Origin of the sequence: Deinococcus ficus (assembly GCF_003444775.1) — a bacterium.
Classification (GTDB): Bacteria; Deinococcota; Deinococci; order Deinococcales; family Deinococcaceae; genus Deinococcus; species Deinococcus ficus.
This window is the reverse complement of the sequence record NZ_CP021081.1, coordinates 1,809,954-1,829,403: the sequence shown is the minus strand read 5'-3', so window position 1 is coordinate 1,829,403 and position 19,450 is coordinate 1,809,954. Positions and strand designations below refer to the sequence as shown.

Sequence of the window (19,450 nt, the reverse complement as noted above, 5' to 3'; positions counted from 1 at the left end):
GGAGCGACTGCTCCGGCCTCCCGTTATTCCTTGGGTTCTTCCTGGGGTGGGGGGTCTTTGGCTTTCAGGCGCCCGGCCTGTTTCACCGCCTGGGCCAGCAGGTACTCGATCTGGGCGTTCACGCTGCGCAGGTCGTCGGCGGCCCAGCGTTCCAGCGCGGCGTACAGCTCCGGGTTCAGGCGCAGGGGGTAGTTCTTACGGGGCGGCATGGACGGGCCTCCGGACCTTCACGGTCAGTACAGGCTTCCCGCGTTCACGACCGGCTGCGTGCCCCGCTCGCTGGTCAGGACGACCAGCAGGTTGCTGACCATCTGCGCCTTGCGTTCCTCGTCCAGCTGAACGATGTTGTTCTCGCTGAGCTCCCGCAGGGCCATGTCCACCATGCCCACCGCGCCCTGCACGATCTGCTGCCGCGCGGCGATGATGGCACTCGCCTGCTGGCGCTGCAGCATCGCGCCGGCGATCTCCGGGCTGTACGCCAGGTGCGAGAGGCGCGCTTCCAGGACCTCCACCCCCGCGTGGCCGAGCCGGGCGGCCAGTTCGCGGCCAAGCGCCTCGGCAACCTCGTCCGGGTTGCCGCGCAGGCTCAGGGTGCCCTCGTGGTAGTCGTCGTACGGGTACTGCGCGGCGAGGTGACGCAGGGCGGTTTCGGACTGGATCGCCACGAACTGTGCGTAGTCCTCGACGTCGAACACGGCGCGGGCGGTGTCCACGACGCGCCACACGATCACGGCGGCGATCTCGATGGGGTTGCCCATCTGGTCGTTCACCTTGAGGCGTTCGCTGTTGAAGTTGCGGATACGCAGGGAGACGTTCTTGCGGATGGTCAGGGGGTTGGTCCAGTACACGCCGTTGCGCCGCTCGGTGCCCACGTACCGGCCGAACAGGGTGAGAATCTTCGCCTGGTTGGGCTGGACGATGTAGAACCCGCCGGCCAGGAAGGCGGTGATCACGGCCAGCGGCGTGCCCAGCGAGAAGCGCTCGGCGATGAGCAGCCACACGGCCAGCAGGGCCAGGGCGACGCACACGAGGAAGAAGGGGATGCCGGGCAGCCCGAAGGCGCGGCTTTCCACGCTGGCGACGCGGGGGTCGGGGGAGATGCCGCCCTGGGGGCCGACGGTGGGGGGACGTTTGCTGAGTTCGCTCATGGTGCCTCCTGTTTCCTATCAAAGTGATATCACTTTGAACTCAGATACGCCAGTCCTGCCCCTGGCGTTCCCGTCTGCCCTCCCCGGACAAAACGTGAACCAGGTCCGGGCGCGCACACCCCCACGCGGTACACTCCCCCAACCCATGAGGACAAGGCCATGACCCTGGAAGAACTGATGCAGGCCCCCGCTCCCGCCAGCGCCTGGGTGCTCGACCAGGACTGCCAGGAAACCGGCCTGAACCCCGACGACATCCGCGCCGAGATGCTCCGCCGCATCGGCGAGATGCGCCAGAGCATCCGCCGCGGCCTGGAAAGCGACGCCAAAAGCATCACCGGCATGGTCGGCTGGAACGCCAAGGGCCTCTGGGACGCCCCGGACACCCTCCAGAGCCCCCTCCTGAAGCGCGTCCAGGCCTACGCCATGGCCGTCAACGAGGAAAACGCCCGCATGGGCCGCATCGTCGCCGCCCCCACCGCCGGGTCCGCCGGCACCATCCCCGGCGCCCTGATCGGCGTCGCCGACCACCTCGGCCGCCCCGACGACCAGCTCGTCGGCCCCATGATCCTCGCCGCGGGCATCGGCAAGGCCATCTCCAAGCGCATGTTCATCAGCGGCGCCGCCGGCGGCTGCCAGGCCGAGATCGGCAGCAGCGCCGCCATGGCTGCCGCCGCCATCGTCGAACTCATGGGCGGCACCCCCCGCGCCGCCGTGCACGCCGCCAGCATGGCCCTCATGAACACCATCGGCCTCGTCTGCGACCCCGTCGGCGGGTACGTGGAAGTCCCCTGTGTCAGCCGCAACGCCTTCTACGCCGTGCACGCCGTCAGCGCCGCCCAGCTCGCCCTGGCGCAACTCGAATCCTTCATTCCCCCGGATGAGGTGATCGGCGCCATGGCCTCCGTGGGCCGCATGATGCCCGCTGCCCTGCGCGAAACCGCCGAAGGCGGCCTCGCCCAGACGCCCACCGGCCTCGCCGTCACCGCCCGCATGGAAGGCAAACAGGACGGCGACCTGCCCGGCGGCATGGTCGAACTCCCCATGGCCTGACCGTACAGAGAAGCACAGGGCACCCACCCGCGCTCCGGCCGGGTGGGTGCCCTCTCTGTCCCTAAAGTCAGCTGTTGCCGGTGCGGCCGGTCGTGCCCTGGGCGCCGGTCGCGGAGGACCCGCCCGTTCCCGACGTGGTGCTGGTTGTACTGCCCATCTCCGACCTACCGGTGCTGCCCAGGCTCACGCTGCCTGTTCCAGACTGCCGGCCCGCCTGACCCGACATCTCTCCAGACGTGCCCTGGCCGCTCTGCACGCGCAGCTGGTTGTGCACGTCCTTCACGCCGCGCACGGCCTCCACGCAGTCCTCGGCGCAGCGCTTCTGATACCGGTCACGGACGGTGCCCGTCAGGGTCACCTCGCCGCCCTGCACCTGCACGCTGATGTGCTCGGCGTCCACGCGGTCGTCGTCCTCCAGCGCCTCGTTCACCTGCTCCTGAATGCGCTCGTCGCTGCGCCGGTACCCGCTCGGGCCGCGGCCCCGGTAACTCTCCCTTGATCCCCCGGGCTGGCCGCCCATGCCCTGCCCGTTCCACTGGCCGCCGTACCCCTGAGAGCCGTAGCTCTGGCCGCCGTAGCCCTGGCCGCCGTAGCCCTGGGCGCCGTACCCCAGCGACCCGGCACCCTGGCCCATCTGACCCATGCCGTAGCCCTGGCCATCCTGGCCGGAGTGGCGCATCCCGCCCCACTCGGAGTCGCCCCGGCCCATCCCTGATTGGCCCATGCCGCCCCAGGACTGGCCCTGCCCCATGCCGGAGCCCCAGCCCTGACGGCCCCTGCCGGACCTGTCGTCCCAGGACGGTCCGCGCCCAGAGGTCTCGTATGGTCCGTCAGACGCCATGCCGTACCCCGGGCCGGGGGATGACCAGCCGCCCTCAGGACCCCGGTCCATGGAGCGGTCGCCTCCTCCGCCCATCCGGCCGCGGTCGCCGCGTCCCATGTCGGAGCGGCCCATGGAACGGTCGTCCCACTGGCCGCGCTGCATGTCGTCGGACATGAATGAGCGCCCCATGCCGCTGCGGTCGTCCCGCGGCCGGCCCTGGTCGAACATCTCACGGTCGTCCCGGCCCTGGCGGTCGTTCCAGTCACGGTTCTGATTTCGGTCGTCGCGGTAACGGGTCATCTCCACACCTCCACGGTGTCGGGTCGGTGAGACAGGGCAGGGTGAGGGCGTGGCGGGTCCACGCCCCGTTCGGCACCCCGGCTGTCCTTTCCCTTGTTGCCCGCACAGTCCAGCAGGCCCACCCTCAATGAAAGTGCCAGGCTGCTGAAGTCACCATCATCAAAACGGGGGTGGGCATGATGACTGCCGCAGGAGGCAGCCACCGGAATCTCATCAGCCGGGCAGGCCCAGCGCGGACCTCAGATCCGCGTGGCTGTGCACCACGCGCTTCACGCCCAGGTCGAGCAGGTTCGCCTCGTCGTCTGGAAGGTGGTGGCTGCCGGCCAGCAGGCCGTACACGCTGGCCCCGGCGCGGATGCCGGCCTGGGCGCCGGGCAGACTGTCCTCCACGACCACGCACTCGGCAGCCGGCACGCCCAGCTGCGCGGCGGCGTGCAGGTACAGGTCCGGGGCGGGTTTGCCGCGCCCGCCGGTGCAGGAGGGGTCGTAGGCGTGCGGCCCGAACCAGTGGGTGAGCCCGGCGCCGTCCAGTTTCATGAACAGGCGGTTGCGCTGGCTGTTGCTGGCCAGCGCGAACGGAATCCCAGCCGCACTCAGGGCCTCCAGCGTCTCCACGGCCCCCTCGATCAGAGGCACGTGCCCGAACGCGGCGTTGAAGCGGTCGTCCAGCATGGGCAGGAAGTCCTCCGGCGCCTTCCACCCGCGCTGCTCCTCCAGGGCGTGCAGCACCCCCTCGAACCGCTGCCCGGCGGTGAGGCGCGTGATCTCGGCGGGCGTCAGGGCCAGTCCGTGCCCCTCGAAGATGTCCGCCCAGAGTTCGGTGATCAGGGACTCGGTGTCCACCAGCACGCCGTCCAGGTCGAACAGCACGCCACTAACGAGCATAATTTGCTTCCAGTAGGGCTAACTCGGAGTGTAGGAGCCTTGCCTGAATGTTCCAAGATCGGATTAGTCCACCTGTTTGACAAGAGTTTCTGATATCTCTTAACGCTTTTAGGTTTACTTGCTCCTTGAGAAAGTGAATTAGTACTTCCGAGTCAATCACAATCATACTCTTGATGACATCAGAGGAATCTGTCTTTAGGAAGACATGGACATGCGGAACTGCGAATTGTTCTGGCAGTCGTGACGCATCTATCCAGTAGTGACCGTGTTTAGTTTTCTTCAGCTCTATCTGCCATCCATCCACTACAATGTCGTAATCGCGTTGTCCTGCATGGGTGCCATTTAAGATATGCGCCACTGCCTTCTCGTAACCGCTCCGGCCTGGGACACTTCTTCCTTGAAGTCCAGCCAACCGACCTCTGAGATCGTCTAAGTTCCAAGAGCTTTCTTTATGCGTATTCACGTGTCGCTGTCCGGGCCGTTCTCCCACCCGGCGAGGATGTGCACGTGCGTGTGCATCACGACCTGACCGCCGCCCGGTCCGACGTTCACGAGCAGGCGGTAGTCCTGAGCGAGGCCGCGGGCGACCTTCACGGCGGTCAGCCACAGTTCGCCCATCTCGGCGGCGCCTGTGATCTCGTCCACGCGGGTGCTGACCTGCTTGGGAATCACCAGCACGTGCACCGGCGCCTTGGGCGCGATGTCGCGGATGGCGATATACCGCTCGTCCTCGTACACGATGTCGCTGGGAATCTCCCGGGCGATGATCCGCTCGAACAGGGTGGGCTGGGTCATGCCGTCACTCTAGAGCCTGCCCGCCGGGGGCCGCCTGTACGCTGGGGGCACGATGACGTCCGCCTCCCTTTCTCCGGCGCAGCTGCGCGCCCTGGCCTTCCGGACCTTCGGTGCCCGCACGGACCTGCAGGCGGCGCTGAACACCCTTGGGTTCGTGCAGGCCGACCCGATCCGCGCGCCCGCCCGCGCGCAGGACCTCACGCTGATGCAGCGCGTGCGGGGGTACCGTGCCGGGGACCTGGAACGCCGGTACGCGGCGCTGGACGCCGAGGAGGACATCATTCCCAACTATGGGTTCGTGCCGCGGCGCGTGCAGGCCCTGCTGCACCCCCGCGAGGCCCCGCCCGCCCGGATCGAGCGGGAGCACCCGGAGATCCTCGCGGAGGTGCGGGCCCTGCTGCACGAGACCGGGGAACTGCACCCGCGGGACGCCACTCGCCTGATCGGGCGGGGCCGCGTGGGGAACGCCTGGGGCGGGCAGAGCAGCGCCACCACCCGCGCCCTGGACGCCCTGCACTACCGCGGGGAGGCGCGTGTGAGCCGCCGGGAGAAGGGCGTGCGGTTGTACGGCCCGGCCCCGCACCTCGCCGCAATGCGGGCGGCCCCGCTGCCGGAGGCGGAGCGGCTGCGCGGCGCGGTGCAGCTGCTGGCCGGGCTGTACGGGCCGCTGCCGGAGGCGAGCCTGGGGTACCTGATCAGCCTGTCGCGGTTCGGCTTTCCTCACCTGCACGGGCCCCTGCGCGCGGCATTCCGGCAGGCGCTGAATGAGGAACTGGGCAGCGCCCGGGTGGACGGCGTGCGGTACGTGTGGCCCGCCGGCTGGGCCCTGGAGGCGCCCATACCGCGCGGTGTGCGGATCGTGGGGCCTTTCGATCCGCTGGTGTGGGACCGCCGCCGCTTTACGCACCTGCACGGCTGGACGTACCGGTTCGAGGCGTACACCCCGCCCGCAAAGCGCACCCTGGGCTATTACGCGCTGCCGGTCTTTCAGGCGGAGCGGGCGGTCGGCTGGGCGAACCTCAGCGTGCAGGACGGCGAGCTGAAGGCCGACCTGGGCTTCCTCCCAGGGGTGCGGCGCACTGCGGCGCTGGACCGCGCCATGAACGCTGAACTGGACCGTTACCGCGCTTTCCTTGGGCTGGAGGCCTGAGGGCTCAGTTTTCCTCGGCCCAGGCGGTCGCCACGGAGTCCAGCGCCTCCTGCACGCCGCTGCCGGGCGTGCGGGCCGCCTGCCGCGCCGTGGAAAGCAGGTTGATCGCCACGCCCGCCCGGTACTGCGCCTGCACCTCGGCGGCACTCAGGACCAGCCCGGCCTGCCCGAGCGCGTCCCGGTAACTCTCCAGCAGTTCAGCCTGAAGCCGGGCGCGGTCCGGCGCGGCCAGCCGCACGGCGAGCACGTGCGCGAGGTCCTCGCCGGGAATGGACGCGTGCGTCTGCCCGTAATCGATCAGGATGCCCTGCCCGTCCGCGCCCCACAGCACCTGCCCGGAATGCAGGTCCCCGTGCACCACCGTGGGCCGGTGCGCGCGGGCCAGCAGGTCCGGGAGCTGCCGGGCGGCATCCGCCACGGCGTCCCGGTGGGGGGCGTGCTGCGGCCGCCTTGCAGTCAGTGCCTCGGCCTGCTGCACCATCACTGCCGGGTCCCAGGTCCACTCGGGGGTCAGCCGCCGCCGCCCCTGGCCGTGCCAGAAGGCGTGGAACCGCGCGGCAAGACGCAGCAGGTCGTGCAGCGCCCGCTCGCGCTGCTCGTCGGTGGTGAAGGCACCCCACCCGCTCGTGCAGTCGGTCAGGTCGCGGGTGAGCAGGTGCGCCTTGACCCGCGAGGCGTCCAGGCCGGCGTGCAGCAGCGGAGCGTGCGGCACCGGCATGTGCGGCGCCAGGTCCCGCAGGAACGCGACCTCCCGCGCCAGCCGCCGGTACGCGCGGGCGTCCGCCCAGCCGGCCGGCAGGTACTTCAGGAACAGCGGCCCCTGCGGGCCGCCGTACCGGGCGAAGGCGGCGCCCTCACCCACCCAGGCTTCCAGCCGCCGCTGCCGGCCGGGAAACGCGGCGCGCAGCTCCCGCGGCCACGCGCGGGAGGACACGGCCGGGCCGCGCCCCTGCGCGGCGGCGCGCAGATCGGCGGCCAGCACCCGGGCCCGGTTCAGGCGAACAGGCTCACCAGGCCGACCACGCTGCCGCCCGCCAGGCCCGCGGCGACCACCACCGCACCCAGGCACCCGCTGCGGCGCCGCACCTGCCGGTAATGCCCGCGCCTGGCGTAATGGCCGCGGTGCCCGCTGCTGTGGCTGTGGCCCATCAGGCCGCCCAGCCCGAAGCCCCGGCCGCTGCTGCGGCTGTGCCCCATGAACCCGCCGTGCCCACGGCCGCTGCGACTGAAGGAGAACCCGCCACCGGAAAATCCACTCATGCCCCAGGGTACGCGACCCGGGGCCGGGCCGTTCCCACCCGACCGGGGGCGGGCGAACCGTCATGTACTCACCTGAGGCCGCAGCGTATGATGCGGCCATCATGAGTGAACGCAAGTACTTCGGCACCGACGGCGTCCGTTCGGTGGCCGGCCAGTTTCCCCTCACGGCCGCCTGGGTGATGCACCTCGGGGCGGCAGCCGGCGAGGTCCTCAAACGCGCCAACCCCCGCGCCAGCGTCGTGATCGGCAAGGACACCCGCCAGAGCGGCGACATGCTCGAAGCGGCCCTGGCCGCCGGCCTCACCAGCCGCGGCGTGAACGTCATCCACCTGGGCGTGCTGCCCACCCCGGGCGTGAGTTACCTGACCCGGCAGCTGAAGGCCGATGCCGGCGTGGTGATCAGCGCCTCGCACAACCCGTACGAGGACAACGGCATCAAGTTCTTCGGCGCCGACGGCCAGAAACTCAGCGACACCACCGAGTTGCAGATCGAGGCCGCCATCGATGACGTGCCGAACCTCCCCCCGGTCACGGGCACCGACATGGGCAACGTCACGAACTACCAGGAAGCCGAGCGGGTGTACCTGAACTTCCTCAAGGCGCACGCGCCGGACCTGACGGGTCTGAAGATCGCGCTGGACTGCGCCAACGGGGCCGCGTACCGCATCGCCCCGAAGGTGTTCCAGGCGGCGGGCGCGGACGTCTTCGCGGTGTACACCACCCCGGACGGCCGGAACATCAACCGCGGGTGCGGCAGCACGCACATGGACCACCTGCGCCTGATCGTCCGCGAGGGCGAGTACGACCTGGGCGTGGCCTTCGACGGGGACGCCGACCGCGCCCTGTTCGTGGACTCCCGCGGGAACGTGGTGCACGGGGACCACATGCTGCTGCTCAACGCCCGCGCCCGCGGCGAGACGCGCGTGGTCGCCACGATCATGACCAACATGGCCCTGGAAGCCAAACTTGGCGAGGCCGGCATCCCGCTGGAACGCACCCAGGTCGGGGACCGCTACGTGCACGAGCGCCTGCACGAGCAGGGCCTGGCGCTGGGCGGCGAGCAGAGCGGGCACGTGCTGTTCCTGGACGTGTCGCCCACCGGGGACGGCGTGCTGACCGCACTCCTCACCCTGGCCAGCATGAAGAAGCTGAGCACCACCCTGGACGAGCTGCACGACGACCTGGCCATGTACCCGCAGACGCTCGTGAACGTCCGCGTGAACGACAAGAAGGCCATCGCCGCCGACCCGCAGGTGCAGGAGGCCGTGGCGAACGCCGAGCTGGAACTGTCCGGGCGGGGCCGCGTGAACCTGCGCCCCAGCGGCACCGAGAACCTGATCCGCGTGATGGTGGAGGGCCAGGACGAGGCCGAGATCCACGAGATCGCCCGGGTGCTGGCCGGGGTGGTGGAGGCGCGCGGCCGCGCCTGAGTTCCGCCATGCAATAGAGGAGGCCCCGGCAGTGCACTGCCGGGGCCTCCTTCCTGTCCTTACTTCGCGCGGTGGGTCAGCATCTCCTCGCGGTGCACGACCTTCGCTCGGGGGCGGCCCTGTGCCTGCCCGGTGCTCACCTCGTGGGCGTCCATGGCCTGCCAGTCGGCGAAGGTGTACACGTCCACACCCCGGGCGCGGAGCAGGGCGTCCACTTCCGCGCGGGTTCCGTGCGGCGCGGTCGGCAGCCTGCCGTCCCGGGCGTCCTGGAGCAGCAGGGCCACGGTGTCGGCCGCGCACTTGCGGTTCGTGCCAACCACGCCGCTGGGGCCGCGCTTGATCCAGCCGGCGGTGTACTCGCCGGGCCGGCCGTCCACGCGGCCGTCAGTGTTCGCGATCACGCCGCGCTTCTCGTCGAAGGGCACGTCCGGCAGGGCCACGCCGCGGTACCCGACGCTGCGCAGCACCATCTGCACCGGCAGCGTCTCGTACTCGCCGGTGCCGACCGCGTTGCCCCGGTCGTCCAGGCGGTTGCGTTCCACGCGCACGCCGGCCACGTTGCCCTGCCCGTCGTCCAGGATCTCCACGGGGGAGACCAGGAAGCGCAGGTGCACGCGCCGGTCCTTGCCCTCCGGCTCGCGGGCGGCGAAATCGCGCAGGACCTCCACGTTCTTCTTCTTCACGTTGTCGGTGATGGCGGCTTCCTCGGCCTCGGTCAGGGCGATCTCGGCGGAGTTCACGACCGGTTCGCTGGCGTCCAGTTCACCGAACTCGCGCAGTTCCTTGGTGGTGAAGGCCGCCTGCGCGGGGCCGCGGCGGCCCAGGATCCACACGTCCTTCACGGGGCTGTGTTCCAGGGCGCTCAGGGCGTGCGCGGCGATGTCGGACCCGTGCAGTTCCTCCGGCGTCTTGACCAGGATCCGGGCGACGTCCAGGGCCACGTTCCCCACCCCGACCACGGCGACGCCCTGGGCGGTCAGGACCATCTCACGGGCGGCGGCGTCCGGGTGGCCGTTGTACCAGGCGACGAACTCGGTGGCGCTCATGCTGCCGCGCAGGTCCTCGCCGGGAATGCCCAGCCGGCGGTCGCTGCTGGCGCCGACGGTGTACACCACGGCGTCGTAGTGGGCCTTCACGTCGGCGTGGGTGAGGTCCGTGCCGAATTCCACGTTGCCCAGGAAGCGCACCCGGGGGTCCTGGAAGGTCTTTTCGAAGCCCTTGGTGACGCTCTTGATGGTGAGGTGGTCGGGCGCCACGCCGTAGCGCACCAGCCCGTAGGGCGTGGGCAGGCGGTCGAACACGTCGATCTCGGCGGGCAGGTCGCCTTTGAGGATGGCTTCGGCGGCGTAGATGCCGCTGGGGCCGCTGCCGATCACGGCGACCCGCAGGGGCCGCGGTTCGGTGCTGCTGTCGGTGGAGGTGGGGCTCGTCATCCCTGCAGTCTACCGAGTGCCGGCGCGCGGCGGACATGTGGACTGGACGGGGACGGGGTCAAAAAAACCCGCCCCGGGTGGGGGCGGGCAGTGCGGCGCGGCTTGGGTTACGCGGCGGCGATGTCGGTCAGGGCGCGTTCGTTCTTCAGGGTGATCTTGCCGTAGCCGGCGCTGATCACGCCTTCGCGGCTCAGTTCCCCGACGACCTTGGTGACGGTCTCGCGGACGCTGCCGACCGCGGCGGCCAGTTCGTCGTGGGTGGCGTAGATCATGGTCTCGCCGCTGTCGAGCTGGGTGGCCAGGGCGGTGTCCTTGAGTTCCAGCAGTTCGGCGGCGATGCGGGCGCGCAGGCGCTTGCCGACCAGGCGGTAGATGCTCTCGTAGGCGCGCTCAAGGGTGCGCACGAGGTGCGTGGTGACGACGAGGTTGTCCTCGCTGGTCATCAGGGCGGGGTTGATGACGTCCACGGCGCTGTCGGTGACGGCCTCGGCGAAGTAGGCGCGGTTCACGCCGGCCAGGGCTTCTTCCCCGAAGTACTCGCCGGGTTTGACGTAGCGCAGGGTGAGGCCGTTGCCGTCGTCGTCCATGGTGTGAACGCGGATCAGGCCGGTGTTCACGCGGTAGAGCATGTCGCTCTTGCCGGGGTAGAGGATGACGGCGCCGGGGCGGTAGGTCACGGTGTCCACGTAGGTGCGGGCCGGAGCGGTGATGGGCTGGGTCATTTGGGTCGCCTCCTGGCGTTTGGAATGGAGGGGCGGGTGCTGGTGAAGAGGGGGTCAGGGAGTTCCTGACTTGAATCACAGTGTAACGGAGATGGCGTTTTTTGTAAACAGTTTTGTTTCTTTAATAACCGTTTAGATCACAAAGGGCGGCCTGGGCAATCCGGCGTGGAAATGGCCTTGGGGACGCTGAAATCTCATCCTTTCGGGCCTCCATGCACCTCACTGCTGCCTCATTACCGGTCCCTGATCGTTCAACCTCAAACGATAGGCGAAGGCGCCTCCCCGGAGAGAGGCGCCACCGTTCTTTCACGTCCGAACTGTCAGCGATCTTACTGTTCGGTCACGCTCAGAGTTCGTCCTCACGGCGGATCGGGAAGGCGTCGATCACGCTGTCACGGTCGGCAATGTTGATCACCTTCACGCCCTGCGCGTTGCGGCCCGTCACACGGACCTCCTCCACGCGGGTGCGGATCACAGTGCCCTTCTCGGTCAGGACCATCAGCTCCTCATTTCCGGCCACGCGGGCCAGCGTCACCAGCTTCCCGGTCTTCTCGGTCACGTCCAGCGTGATCACGCCCATGCCGCCGCGGCCCTTGGCGGGGTAGTCGCTCACGGGCGTGCGCTTGCCCAGCCCGCACTCGCTCACGGCCAGCAGCTCACTGTCCGCGTCGCTGCCGGGCACCAGCGCCATGCTCACGACCTCGTCCCCCTCGTTCTCGCGCAGGCGGATGCCGATCACGCCCTGCGTGGCGCGGCCGGTCGCGCGGACCTCCTGCGACTCGAAGCGCATGGCCTTGCCGTTGCGGGTCGCCAGGACCACGTGGTCCCCGTCCTGCACGATCCCGACGCCGATCAGCTCGTCGCCGTCCTGCAGGTTGATGGCGATCAGGCCGGCGGACGTGATGTTGCCGTACTCGGTGATCAGGGTCTTTTTCACCACGCCGTTCTTCGTGGCGAAGATGAAGCAGCCCTCCTCCTCGAAGCCCTTCACGCTCAGCACGCTGGCAATGTTCTCCTGCTCACGCAGGCTGGGCAGCAGGTTGCGGATGTGCGTGCCCTTGGCGTCCCGGCCCGCTTCCGGCAGGTCGTAGATCTTCTCGTGAAAGACCCGGCCGCCGTCCGTGAAGAACAGCAGGTAGTCGTGCGTGGATCCGACGAACACGCGGGTGTTGATGTCCTCCTCGCGCAGTTTCCCGCCCGACGCGCCCCGGCCGCCGCGCGACTGCGCGCGGTAGGCGTCCAGGTTGGTGCGCTTGAGGTACCCGGCCTTGGTCATGGTGATCACCATGTCCTCCACGGCGATCAGGTCTTCCTTGCCGATGTCCTCTTCCAGCACGCTGATCTGGCTGCGGCGCTCGTCGCCGTACTGGTCGCGGATGTGGCGGATTTCCTTCTTGATCTCCTTCCACAGCAGGTTCTCGTCCCCGAGGATGCTGCGCAGGAAGCTGATCTGCTTCTGCAGCTCGTCGTACTCGCTCTGCAGGCGGTCGCGTTCCAGGCCCACCAGGCGCTGCAGGCGCATGTCCAGGATCGCCTGCGCCTGAATCTCCGACAGCCCGAAGCGGGCCATCAGGCCGTCGCGGGCCTCGGCGCCGGTGTTGCTGGCGCGGATCAGGGCGATGACCTCGTCGATGTAGTCCAGCGCCTTGAGCAGACCTTCCAGGACGTGGGCGCGTTCCTCGGCCTTGCGCAGGTCGTAGCGGGTGCGGCGGGTCACCACGTCCTGGCGGTGATCCAGGAAGTAGCGCATGGTGTCGATCAGGGGCAGCACGCGCGGCTCGCCGTTCACGATGCTGAGGTTGATGATCGTGAAGGTGCCCTGCAGCTGGGTGTACTTGTACAGCTGGTTCAGGACCAGGGTGGGAATCGCGCCGCGCTTGAGTTCCACCACGATGCGTACCGGGTCCTTGCGGTCGGACTCGTCACGCAGGGCGCTGATGTCGGGGATCTTCCCGGCCTTGTACATCGCGCTGATGGTCTGGATCAGGTTGGTCTTGTTCACCTGATACGGGATCTCGCTGATGATGATCTGGTTGCGGCCGTTCTTCTCCTCGATGCGGGCCTTGCCGCGCACCTTCAGGCCGCCGTGCCCGGTCGCGTACGCCTCGCGGATGCCGGCCTTGCTGATGCGGCCCCCGGTGGGGAAGTCCGGGCCCTGCACGTGCACGAGCATCTCGTCCAGCGTGATGTCGGGCTTGTCGATCACGGCCAGCAGGCCGTTGCAGATCTCCGTGAGGTTGTGGGGCGGGATGTTGGTCGCCATGCCCACTGCGATGCCCGAGGCGCCGTTGATCAGCAGGTTCGGCACGGCCGAGGGCAGCACGCTGGGTTCCACGGTGGTCTCGTCGTAGTTGGGCTTGAGGTCCACCGTTTCTTTTTCCAGGTCGGCGAGGACTTCCTCGGCGACCTTGGTCATGCGCGCTTCGGTGTAGCGCATGGCGGCGGGCGGGTCGCCGTCGATGCTGCCGAAGTTCCCCTGGGGATGCACCATCGGGTAGCGCATGTTCCACCACTGCCCGAGCCGGACCATGGCGTCGTAGATGCTGCTGTCGCCGTGCGGGTGGTACTTCTTCATGACCTCGCCGACGACGGAAGCCGACTTGGCGTGTTTCTGGTTGCTGTACAGCCCTTCGAGCTGCATGGCGTACATGATGCGGCGCTGCACGGGTTTCAGGCCGTCGCGGACGTCGGGCAGGGCCCGGTCCACGATCACGTTCATGGCGTAATTGATGAAGTTGGTCTTGACTTCGCTGGTGATGTCAACGGGATGGATTCCGGTCATATGGCTCCAGTCTGTGAGAGGTTTTCGCGGGCGTCTGGCAGGGGTGCCAGGGTGGCCTTCAGCCTATCACAAATTATGTTCCTAGCGTAATGGGTACGCTCTGCTCAACCCGTACAGTATACCTCAAATCCCGCCCCAGCACGCCATTTGCCTGCCCGCACACGGCCCCCGGCCCCCGGCCGCCACACCCGACGGGTGCATCCGCCCCCCCAAGGCCCCCGGCGCGCCGTATCATCAGACCTGATGCTGGAACACCTGACCCAACTCCTCGCGGACGTCGACGGCGCCTGGGCCACCGCCATCGGCGGCGTCGACGGCCTGCTTGTCGAAGGCCACACCCAGACCGGCGAGGACCTCAACCTCCTCGTCGCCGAGCACGCCGGGCTCCTGCGCGCCGCCCAGCACGCCTACACCCACACCCTCACCGGCGGCGACACGCGTGAACTGTACCTGCGCGGCGAACGCCTCAGCGTGTACCTGCAGCCCATCAACCCCAACTTCTTCATCCTGATCGCCCTGGACGCCCGCAGCAACCTCGGGCAGGCCAGGCTGTACGGCCGCGCCGCCGCCCGCAAACTGGAGGCGTTCCTGTGAGAATCGACGCCCTGCGCTCCTTGCCCGGCGTCATCGCCGCCGCCCTCGTCGGCCCCGACGGCCTCGCCCTCGACAGCCACGGTGAGGGGGGCGACGTGCTCGCCGCCGAACTCGCCAGCCTGCGCACCACCCTGGACCGCACCGGCCGCCGCCTCGGCGCCGGCGAGGTCACCCGCATCGCTTTCACCAGCGAACGTGTGGAGGTCGTCGCCGTGACCAGCGGGCAGTTCCTGCTCGGCGCCGCCATGCTGCGCGGCAGCGACACCCGCGCCACCCAGCAGGCCCTGGCGCGCATCGCCCTCGACCTGCGCGACCTGCCCAGGAACGACGCGTGATCGCGCCCCTCCTGGCCGTGCGCGGCGTGCACCACGTCGCCCTGGTCAGCGCCAGCGGCGAGGTGCTGACCAGCAGCGGCAACGGCGTTCTCAGCGACCCGGACGTGCAGGGCCTGGTGTCTGCCGCGCGGGCCGTGATCGGCAGCCTGAAAACCGCCGTGGGCGGCGAACGCTGGAACGAACTGCTCCTCGACCTCGAAAGCGGGCCCATGCTGCTGCTCCCGCACGGCGATCAGGTGCTGCTCGTGGCGTTCGACGAGGTCAGCAACCTGGGCCGCGTGCGCTTCACCGCCCGCAAACAGCTCGGCGAAGACTGAAGCCCCTCCGGCTCCCCGGCGCGCTCCTGACCTGGGGGCGTGCCGCATTCGTGCCCGCCGGGACCATCCCCGGCCGCAGATGGGCTAGCGTACTCCCCATGCAAGACCGCCCCCGTCGCCTGCGCCGCACGCCCGCCCTGCGCGCCCTGACCCGCGAGGTCCGGCTCCACCCCGAACAGTTCATCCACCCCATCTTCGTGCACGAGCAGGAAGGGGAGACCCCGATCGCCACCATGCCCGGCGTGAGCCGCCACAGCATCGCCGGGGCCGTGCAGCAGGCCCGCACGGCACTCGCACTGGGCATTCCCAGCGTGATCCTCTTCGGCATTCCCGACCACAAGGACGCCCTGGGCACCCAGGCCTACGCCGACGACGGAATCATCCAGCGCGCCACCCGCGCCATCAAGGCCGAGGTGCCCGGCGTGACCGTCATCACCGACACCTGCCTGTGCGAGTACACCGACCACGGCCACTGCGGCCCCCTGTGCGAGATCCCGCACGTGCAGGGCCCGGACGCCTGGACCGTGGACAACGACCCCACCCTGGACCTCCTGGCGCGCACCGCGGTCTCCCAGGCCCGCGCGGGCGCCGACGTGGTCGCCCCCAGCACCATGATGGACGGCATGGTCGGCGCCATCCGCGCCGCGCTGGACGAGGCCGGTTTCACGCACACGCCGATCATGAGCTACGCCGTGAAGTATGCCAGCGCCTACTACGGCCCCTTCCGCGACGCCGCCGGCAGCACCCCCAGCGTCGGCAACCGCGCCACCTACCAGATGGACCCCGCCGGCGGGCACCGCGAAGCCCTGAGAGAAGCGCGCCTGGACGTGCAGCAGGGCGCCGACACCCTGATGGTCAAACCCGCGCTGGCCTACCTGGACGTCCTGAAGGTCCTGCGCGACGAGTTCGACCTGCCCGTCATCGCGTACAACGTCAGCGGCGAGTACAGCCTGATCAAGGCCGCCGCGCAGCTCGGGTTCATGGACGAGCGCCGCACCGTCCTGGAAACCCTGACCAGCATCCGCCGGGCCGGCGCGGACGCGATCATCACCTACCACGCGCTGGACGCCGCCCGCTGGCTCCGGGAGGACCGCGCATGAGCACCGTGCCCGACCCCCTGCACATCGACTGGATTCCCACCGCGCTGTGGCCCGGCCGGCTGGGCCTCACGCAGGCGCCCGGACAGCCCGGCCGGGACATGGCGGCCGACATGGCCGCCCTGGCCCGCGAGGGCACGAACATCCTGGCCCCGCTGCTTCTGGACGAGGAATTCAGCCGGCTGGGCATGAACGACTACCACGCCCAGGCAGAGGCGCGCTCCCTGACCGTCGCCCCCTGCCCCATCCAGAACGGCAGCGTCCCCGACGACCAGACCGCCTTCGCCGCCTATGTGGACGAACTGATGGACCAGCTGCTCGACGGCCGGAACCTGGTCCTGCACTGCCGGGGCGGGGTGGGCCGCGCCGGTCTGGTCGCCGCGTGCCTGCTGGTGCAGGCGGGGATGCCGGCCGACGCCGCCACCGACCTCGTGCGCGCCACGCGGCACCCCAGCGCCCTGGAGAACGCGGCTCAGGTACAGTTCCTGCACGACTTCGAGGACCGCCTGACCCGCCGCTGAACGCTGGCCGGGCCTGCCCCCCATTCAGGGGGGTGGGTCTTTTTTTGTCCCTGGAACGCGGGTTCTCACCTCCCCGCTCACAGGCGGCCCTCCTTTAATTGAAGGCCTGTAAGAAAACTGTTAGGTTCAAACCACCAGACATTCCCGCCTGCCCCCGGCACCTGCGCTCCGGGCAGCGGCCTGTTTCCTGCCACGGGATGGCCCGTGGCCCGCCCTTCTCCTGTTCCGAGAGGTCACGCATGAAACAGCACCATGCCCGCTTCACCCTTCTGATCGGTCTGGGCCTCACCCTCGCCGCCTGCGGCCAGCCCGCCGCGCCCACCGAGACCATGACCGCCCAGGCGCGGGGCAGCACCCTCCCCACGCTGGGCACCCTGGCCCCCGGCAAACGCCAGGAGCTGAACCAGAACCTCAGGGTGAACGTCGTGTTCGTCGGGTACGAGCAGGGCAGCGGCCCCCAGCAGATCAACACCGACACCTTCAAGACGCAGCTCCCCCAGAGTTACCGCACCGTGCGCCGCTACCCGGCCTTCTACGGCCTGCCGGCCGACATGGGCATCAACTTCACGTACGACTACAACGTCGTGTACGCCGACCAGACCTACGAGGACCGCTTCTTCGACTTCCTGAAGACCAGCGCCACGCCCGCTCCCCTGACCCTCTTCCAGGAGGCGTACAACAAACAGGTCTACCCCCCCGAAGCCACCGATCCGGACGCCACGAACATCGCCCGCACCATCACCGACACGGTCGCCATCGACGCGCCCAGCACCGAGAAATGGCTGGCGAACAACGCCCCGGCCGGCGTGGACACCACCCAGTACACCGTGTACTTCATCAACTGGTACGGCCGCAGCGACTACCAGGACCACGTGTACACCAAGACCGGCGAACCCGACCCGGACACCGGCTTCGACTTCGGGCTGCTGAACTCCCGCAAGCTGATCGCCTGGGGCGGCACGCCCAGCGACGACGAGGAAACCGGAGCCGGGCAGAAAGCGAACGCCCGCGTGTGGTTCCACGACCTCTCCGCCGGGCCCGAAAGCTGGACCAGCAACTGGGACATCACGAACACTGACGTGGACGTCAACGACGTCGCCGACTACCGCCTGCCGCCCGTGTGGGAGTACGGCAGCACCAAGGCCACCTACCGGCCCTTCACCGACCTGTCCGGCGACCTGGGCAAGGTCACCCGCTACGCCGCCATCAACCTGCTGTTCACCGCCAGCCCCCTGTACAGCCCCGCCATCTCCCCGCCCGCCCTGCCCCGCCACATCGACCTGGACGTGACCATCTTCCAGGGCGAGGCCGGATTCGACGCCACCACCCTGCTCAAACCGGACCTGTTCAGGGCCGAACTGCAGGACCTCCAGCCGAACACGCAGTTCAGCGTGGACGTGGACAGTGCCCCCTTCGACGGCCGGCTGCTGGAGGTGTACAAGTGCTACCTGGAAGGCAGCTCCTGCTACGGGAACGCCATCAGCAAGGCCGGGTACGGGGACCTGTTCAAGTACCACAATAGCCGCATCACGCAGTACCTCGAAGGCGACGGCGACTACGAACTGCCCATCTTCGCCTACCACGCCGGTGAGCTGGACATCCCCTTCCTGGGCATCGCGGACGACAACTACGCCGACGGCACCCAGAGTTATGTGTGGGGCGCTGACAACGCCGCCACCCGTCAGCGCTACGGCCTGACCACCACCCTGATCCACGAGGTCGGCCACCACCTCGGCATGTCCCACCCCCACGACGGCTACGACAGCGAGACCGGCCTCGACTACGGTGGGTACGACGAATTCACCTACGCGAACGTCGCCGACGAATCCAACAGCATGATGAGCTACATCGACCTGAACTGGGACTTCAGCCAGTTCGACCGCGACAACATGAACCGCTACCTGACCAGCGTGTACCTGAACCAGGCGAACAACCTGCTCGCCAAGCTGGCCAGCAGCAGCAAGGCCGGCAGCCTCACCGCCGCCCTGACCACCGCCGACACCGCCGCCGCCAGCGCCCTCAGCGCGTACGCCGGCATGAACTACGCCGGCGCCGTGAAACAGGCCCACACCGCCTACTTCACCGTGCTCGACGCCATGACCGCCGCCGGCATCAAGGTCGAGCCGCAGGCCTGGCCCGCGGACTACAAGGCCAAGTCCGGCAACCCGCGCTTCGTGGACACCGTCAACTACCTGCGCAACCTCCCCTGAGCCCACCCGGAAACGAAGAAGGCCCCGCTCCGGCGGGGCCCGTTCCTGTACCGGACGTCAGTTCAGCATGGCCGTGGGCCCACCGGCACCTGCCCGCGCTCCCCACGCCGCCCGGATCGCCCCCACGACCTCCGCCTCGTTCTCCAGCGGGGCCGTGAGCAGCAGCGCCTTCTTCCCGTTCACCAGCGTGAAGGCCAGCCCCCGCCGCCGGTCCGCCGTGCCGTCCTCCGCCTCGATCTCCCGGATCTCCTCCCAGGCCAGCTGCATCTCCCGGCCCGAGAACACCTGCGGGTCCGAATGGAAAAAGCGCAGCCCTTCCGCCCGCACCAGCGGCGGCGTGCCCAGCATGGCCCGGCCCACCCACACCACGTACGGCAGGTACAGCGCCGCGCCCAGCACCACCCAGCTCACCAGGCCCTCCGTCTGCCCGGACAGGGACAGCCACAGTGCCACCACCGTCAGGCCCAGCAGCACCACCATGGACACCTGCTGCATCCGCACGAACGCCCCCCTGTACACCCCGACCACCGGCAACACCGTCATGCCCGGCAGCCTACCAGCCCGCCGGGCCCGGCCCGCATAAAGCGACCCGCACCGC

20 protein-coding genes are annotated in these 19,450 nt (G+C 69.1%); 9 read left to right on the top strand and 11 right to left on the bottom strand.

What is annotated here, in order from left to right; translation table 11 throughout:
* Positions 1 to 23: 23 nt before the first annotated feature.
* Positions 24 to 209: a type II toxin-antitoxin system antitoxin gene (locus DFI_RS08910; protein ID WP_027461836.1), complete on the bottom strand. Its 186-nt coding sequence runs from the start codon at positions 207 to 209 to the stop codon at positions 24 to 26.
* 24 nt (positions 210 to 233) lie between these two features.
* Positions 234 to 1,148, bottom strand: a complete 915-nt coding sequence (locus tag DFI_RS08905) for an SPFH domain-containing protein (RefSeq protein WP_027461835.1) — start codon at positions 1,146 to 1,148, stop codon at positions 234 to 236.
* A gap of 159 nt (positions 1,149 to 1,307) precedes the next feature.
* Between DFI_RS08905 and sdaAA the strand changes: the two genes are divergently transcribed.
* A complete protein-coding gene (gene sdaAA / locus DFI_RS08900) occupies positions 1,308 to 2,198 on the top strand; it encodes an L-serine ammonia-lyase, iron-sulfur-dependent, subunit alpha (protein WP_027461834.1) in 891 nt (296 codons plus the stop codon).
* A 67-nt stretch (positions 2,199 to 2,265) separates the two neighbouring features.
* Here the strand turns inward: sdaAA and DFI_RS08895 are convergent, their stop codons facing one another.
* From DFI_RS08895 to DFI_RS08885, 3 genes are all read right to left on the bottom strand, one after another.
* The gene (locus DFI_RS08895) at positions 2,266 to 3,321 is read right to left on the bottom strand and encodes a BON domain-containing protein (protein WP_081425688.1); all 1,056 of its coding nucleotides are present in this window, start codon (positions 3,319 to 3,321) and stop codon (positions 2,266 to 2,268) included.
* A 213-nt stretch (positions 3,322 to 3,534) separates the two neighbouring features.
* Entirely contained in the window at positions 3,535 to 4,206 is a 672-nt protein-coding gene (locus DFI_RS08890) for an HAD family hydrolase (protein ID WP_043776720.1), read from the bottom strand.
* A 459-nt stretch (positions 4,207 to 4,665) separates the two neighbouring features.
* The gene (locus DFI_RS08885; RefSeq protein ID WP_022801653.1) at positions 4,666 to 5,001 is read right to left on the bottom strand and encodes a histidine triad nucleotide-binding protein; all 336 of its coding nucleotides are present in this window, start codon (positions 4,999 to 5,001) and stop codon (positions 4,666 to 4,668) included.
* Positions 5,002 to 5,053: 52 nt separating this feature from the next.
* Between DFI_RS08885 and DFI_RS08880 the strand changes: the two genes are divergently transcribed.
* The gene (locus tag DFI_RS08880; protein WP_051307417.1) at positions 5,054 to 6,151 is read left to right on the top strand and encodes a DNA glycosylase AlkZ-like family protein; all 1,098 of its coding nucleotides are present in this window, start codon (positions 5,054 to 5,056) and stop codon (positions 6,149 to 6,151) included.
* 4 nt (positions 6,152 to 6,155) lie between these two features.
* Here the strand turns inward: DFI_RS08880 and DFI_RS08875 are convergent, their stop codons facing one another.
* Positions 6,156 to 7,133 carry a phosphotransferase family protein gene (locus tag DFI_RS08875; RefSeq protein ID WP_027461831.1) on the bottom strand — a complete coding sequence of 326 codons (978 nt, stop codon included), beginning with the start codon at positions 7,131 to 7,133 and terminating at the stop codon, positions 6,156 to 6,158.
* Positions 7,134 to 7,144: 11 nt separating this feature from the next.
* Entirely contained in the window at positions 7,145 to 7,411 is a 267-nt protein-coding gene (locus DFI_RS08870; RefSeq protein WP_027461830.1) for a hypothetical protein, read from the bottom strand.
* A gap of 101 nt (positions 7,412 to 7,512) precedes the next feature.
* On the opposite strand from DFI_RS08870, the gene glmM reads away from it, so the two are divergent.
* Positions 7,513 to 8,841 carry a phosphoglucosamine mutase gene (glmM, locus tag DFI_RS08865; RefSeq protein ID WP_027461829.1) on the top strand — a complete coding sequence of 443 codons (1,329 nt, stop codon included), beginning with the start codon at positions 7,513 to 7,515 and terminating at the stop codon, positions 8,839 to 8,841.
* A 59-nt stretch (positions 8,842 to 8,900) separates the two neighbouring features.
* Here the strand turns inward: glmM and DFI_RS08860 are convergent, their stop codons facing one another.
* The 3 genes from DFI_RS08860 to gyrA all read right to left on the bottom strand — a co-directional run bounded on the left by DFI_RS08860 (position 8,901) and on the right by gyrA (position 13,778).
* Entirely contained in the window at positions 8,901 to 10,274 is a 1,374-nt protein-coding gene (locus DFI_RS08860) for an FAD-dependent oxidoreductase (RefSeq protein ID WP_027461828.1), read from the bottom strand.
* 107 nt (positions 10,275 to 10,381) lie between these two features.
* On the bottom strand, positions 10,382 to 10,996 hold the full coding sequence (locus DFI_RS08855; protein WP_022801659.1) for a helix-turn-helix domain-containing protein: 615 nt from the start codon (positions 10,994 to 10,996) through the stop codon (positions 10,382 to 10,384).
* Positions 10,997 to 11,342: 346 nt separating this feature from the next.
* Positions 11,343 to 13,778, bottom strand: a complete 2,436-nt coding sequence (gene gyrA, locus DFI_RS08850) for a DNA gyrase subunit A (protein WP_022801660.1) — start codon at positions 13,776 to 13,778, stop codon at positions 11,343 to 11,345.
* A 243-nt stretch (positions 13,779 to 14,021) separates the two neighbouring features.
* On the opposite strand from gyrA, the gene DFI_RS08845 reads away from it, so the two are divergent.
* From DFI_RS08845 to DFI_RS08820, 6 genes are all read left to right on the top strand, one after another.
* On the top strand, positions 14,022 to 14,372 hold the full coding sequence (locus DFI_RS08845) for a roadblock/LC7 domain-containing protein (protein WP_022801661.1): 351 nt from the start codon (positions 14,022 to 14,024) through the stop codon (positions 14,370 to 14,372).
* On the top strand, positions 14,369 to 14,707 hold the full coding sequence (locus DFI_RS08840; protein ID WP_022801662.1) for a roadblock/LC7 domain-containing protein: 339 nt from the start codon (positions 14,369 to 14,371) through the stop codon (positions 14,705 to 14,707). Before DFI_RS08845 ends, DFI_RS08840 begins: the two co-directional genes overlap by 4 nt.
* Positions 14,704 to 15,024 (top strand): roadblock/LC7 domain-containing protein, encoded by a 321-nt coding sequence (locus DFI_RS08835; protein ID WP_022801663.1) that lies wholly within the window; start codon positions 14,704 to 14,706, stop codon positions 15,022 to 15,024. Before DFI_RS08840 ends, DFI_RS08835 begins: the two co-directional genes overlap by 4 nt.
* Positions 15,025 to 15,122: 98 nt before the next feature.
* Entirely contained in the window at positions 15,123 to 16,124 is a 1,002-nt protein-coding gene (gene hemB / locus DFI_RS08830) for a porphobilinogen synthase (RefSeq protein WP_027461827.1), read from the top strand.
* Positions 16,121 to 16,642 carry a phosphatase domain-containing protein gene (locus DFI_RS08825; RefSeq protein ID WP_027461826.1) on the top strand — a complete coding sequence of 174 codons (522 nt, stop codon included), beginning with the start codon at positions 16,121 to 16,123 and terminating at the stop codon, positions 16,640 to 16,642. The genes hemB and DFI_RS08825 overlap by 4 nt, the downstream gene beginning before the upstream one ends.
* Positions 16,643 to 16,881: 239 nt before the next feature.
* Entirely contained in the window at positions 16,882 to 18,852 is a 1,971-nt protein-coding gene (locus tag DFI_RS08820; protein ID WP_051307416.1) for a zinc metalloprotease, read from the top strand.
* A 57-nt stretch (positions 18,853 to 18,909) separates the two neighbouring features.
* Here the strand turns inward: DFI_RS08820 and DFI_RS08815 are convergent, their stop codons facing one another.
* The gene (locus DFI_RS08815; RefSeq protein WP_027461825.1) at positions 18,910 to 19,395 is read right to left on the bottom strand and encodes a hypothetical protein; all 486 of its coding nucleotides are present in this window, start codon (positions 19,393 to 19,395) and stop codon (positions 18,910 to 18,912) included.
* Between the last annotated feature and the right edge of the window lie 55 nt (positions 19,396 to 19,450).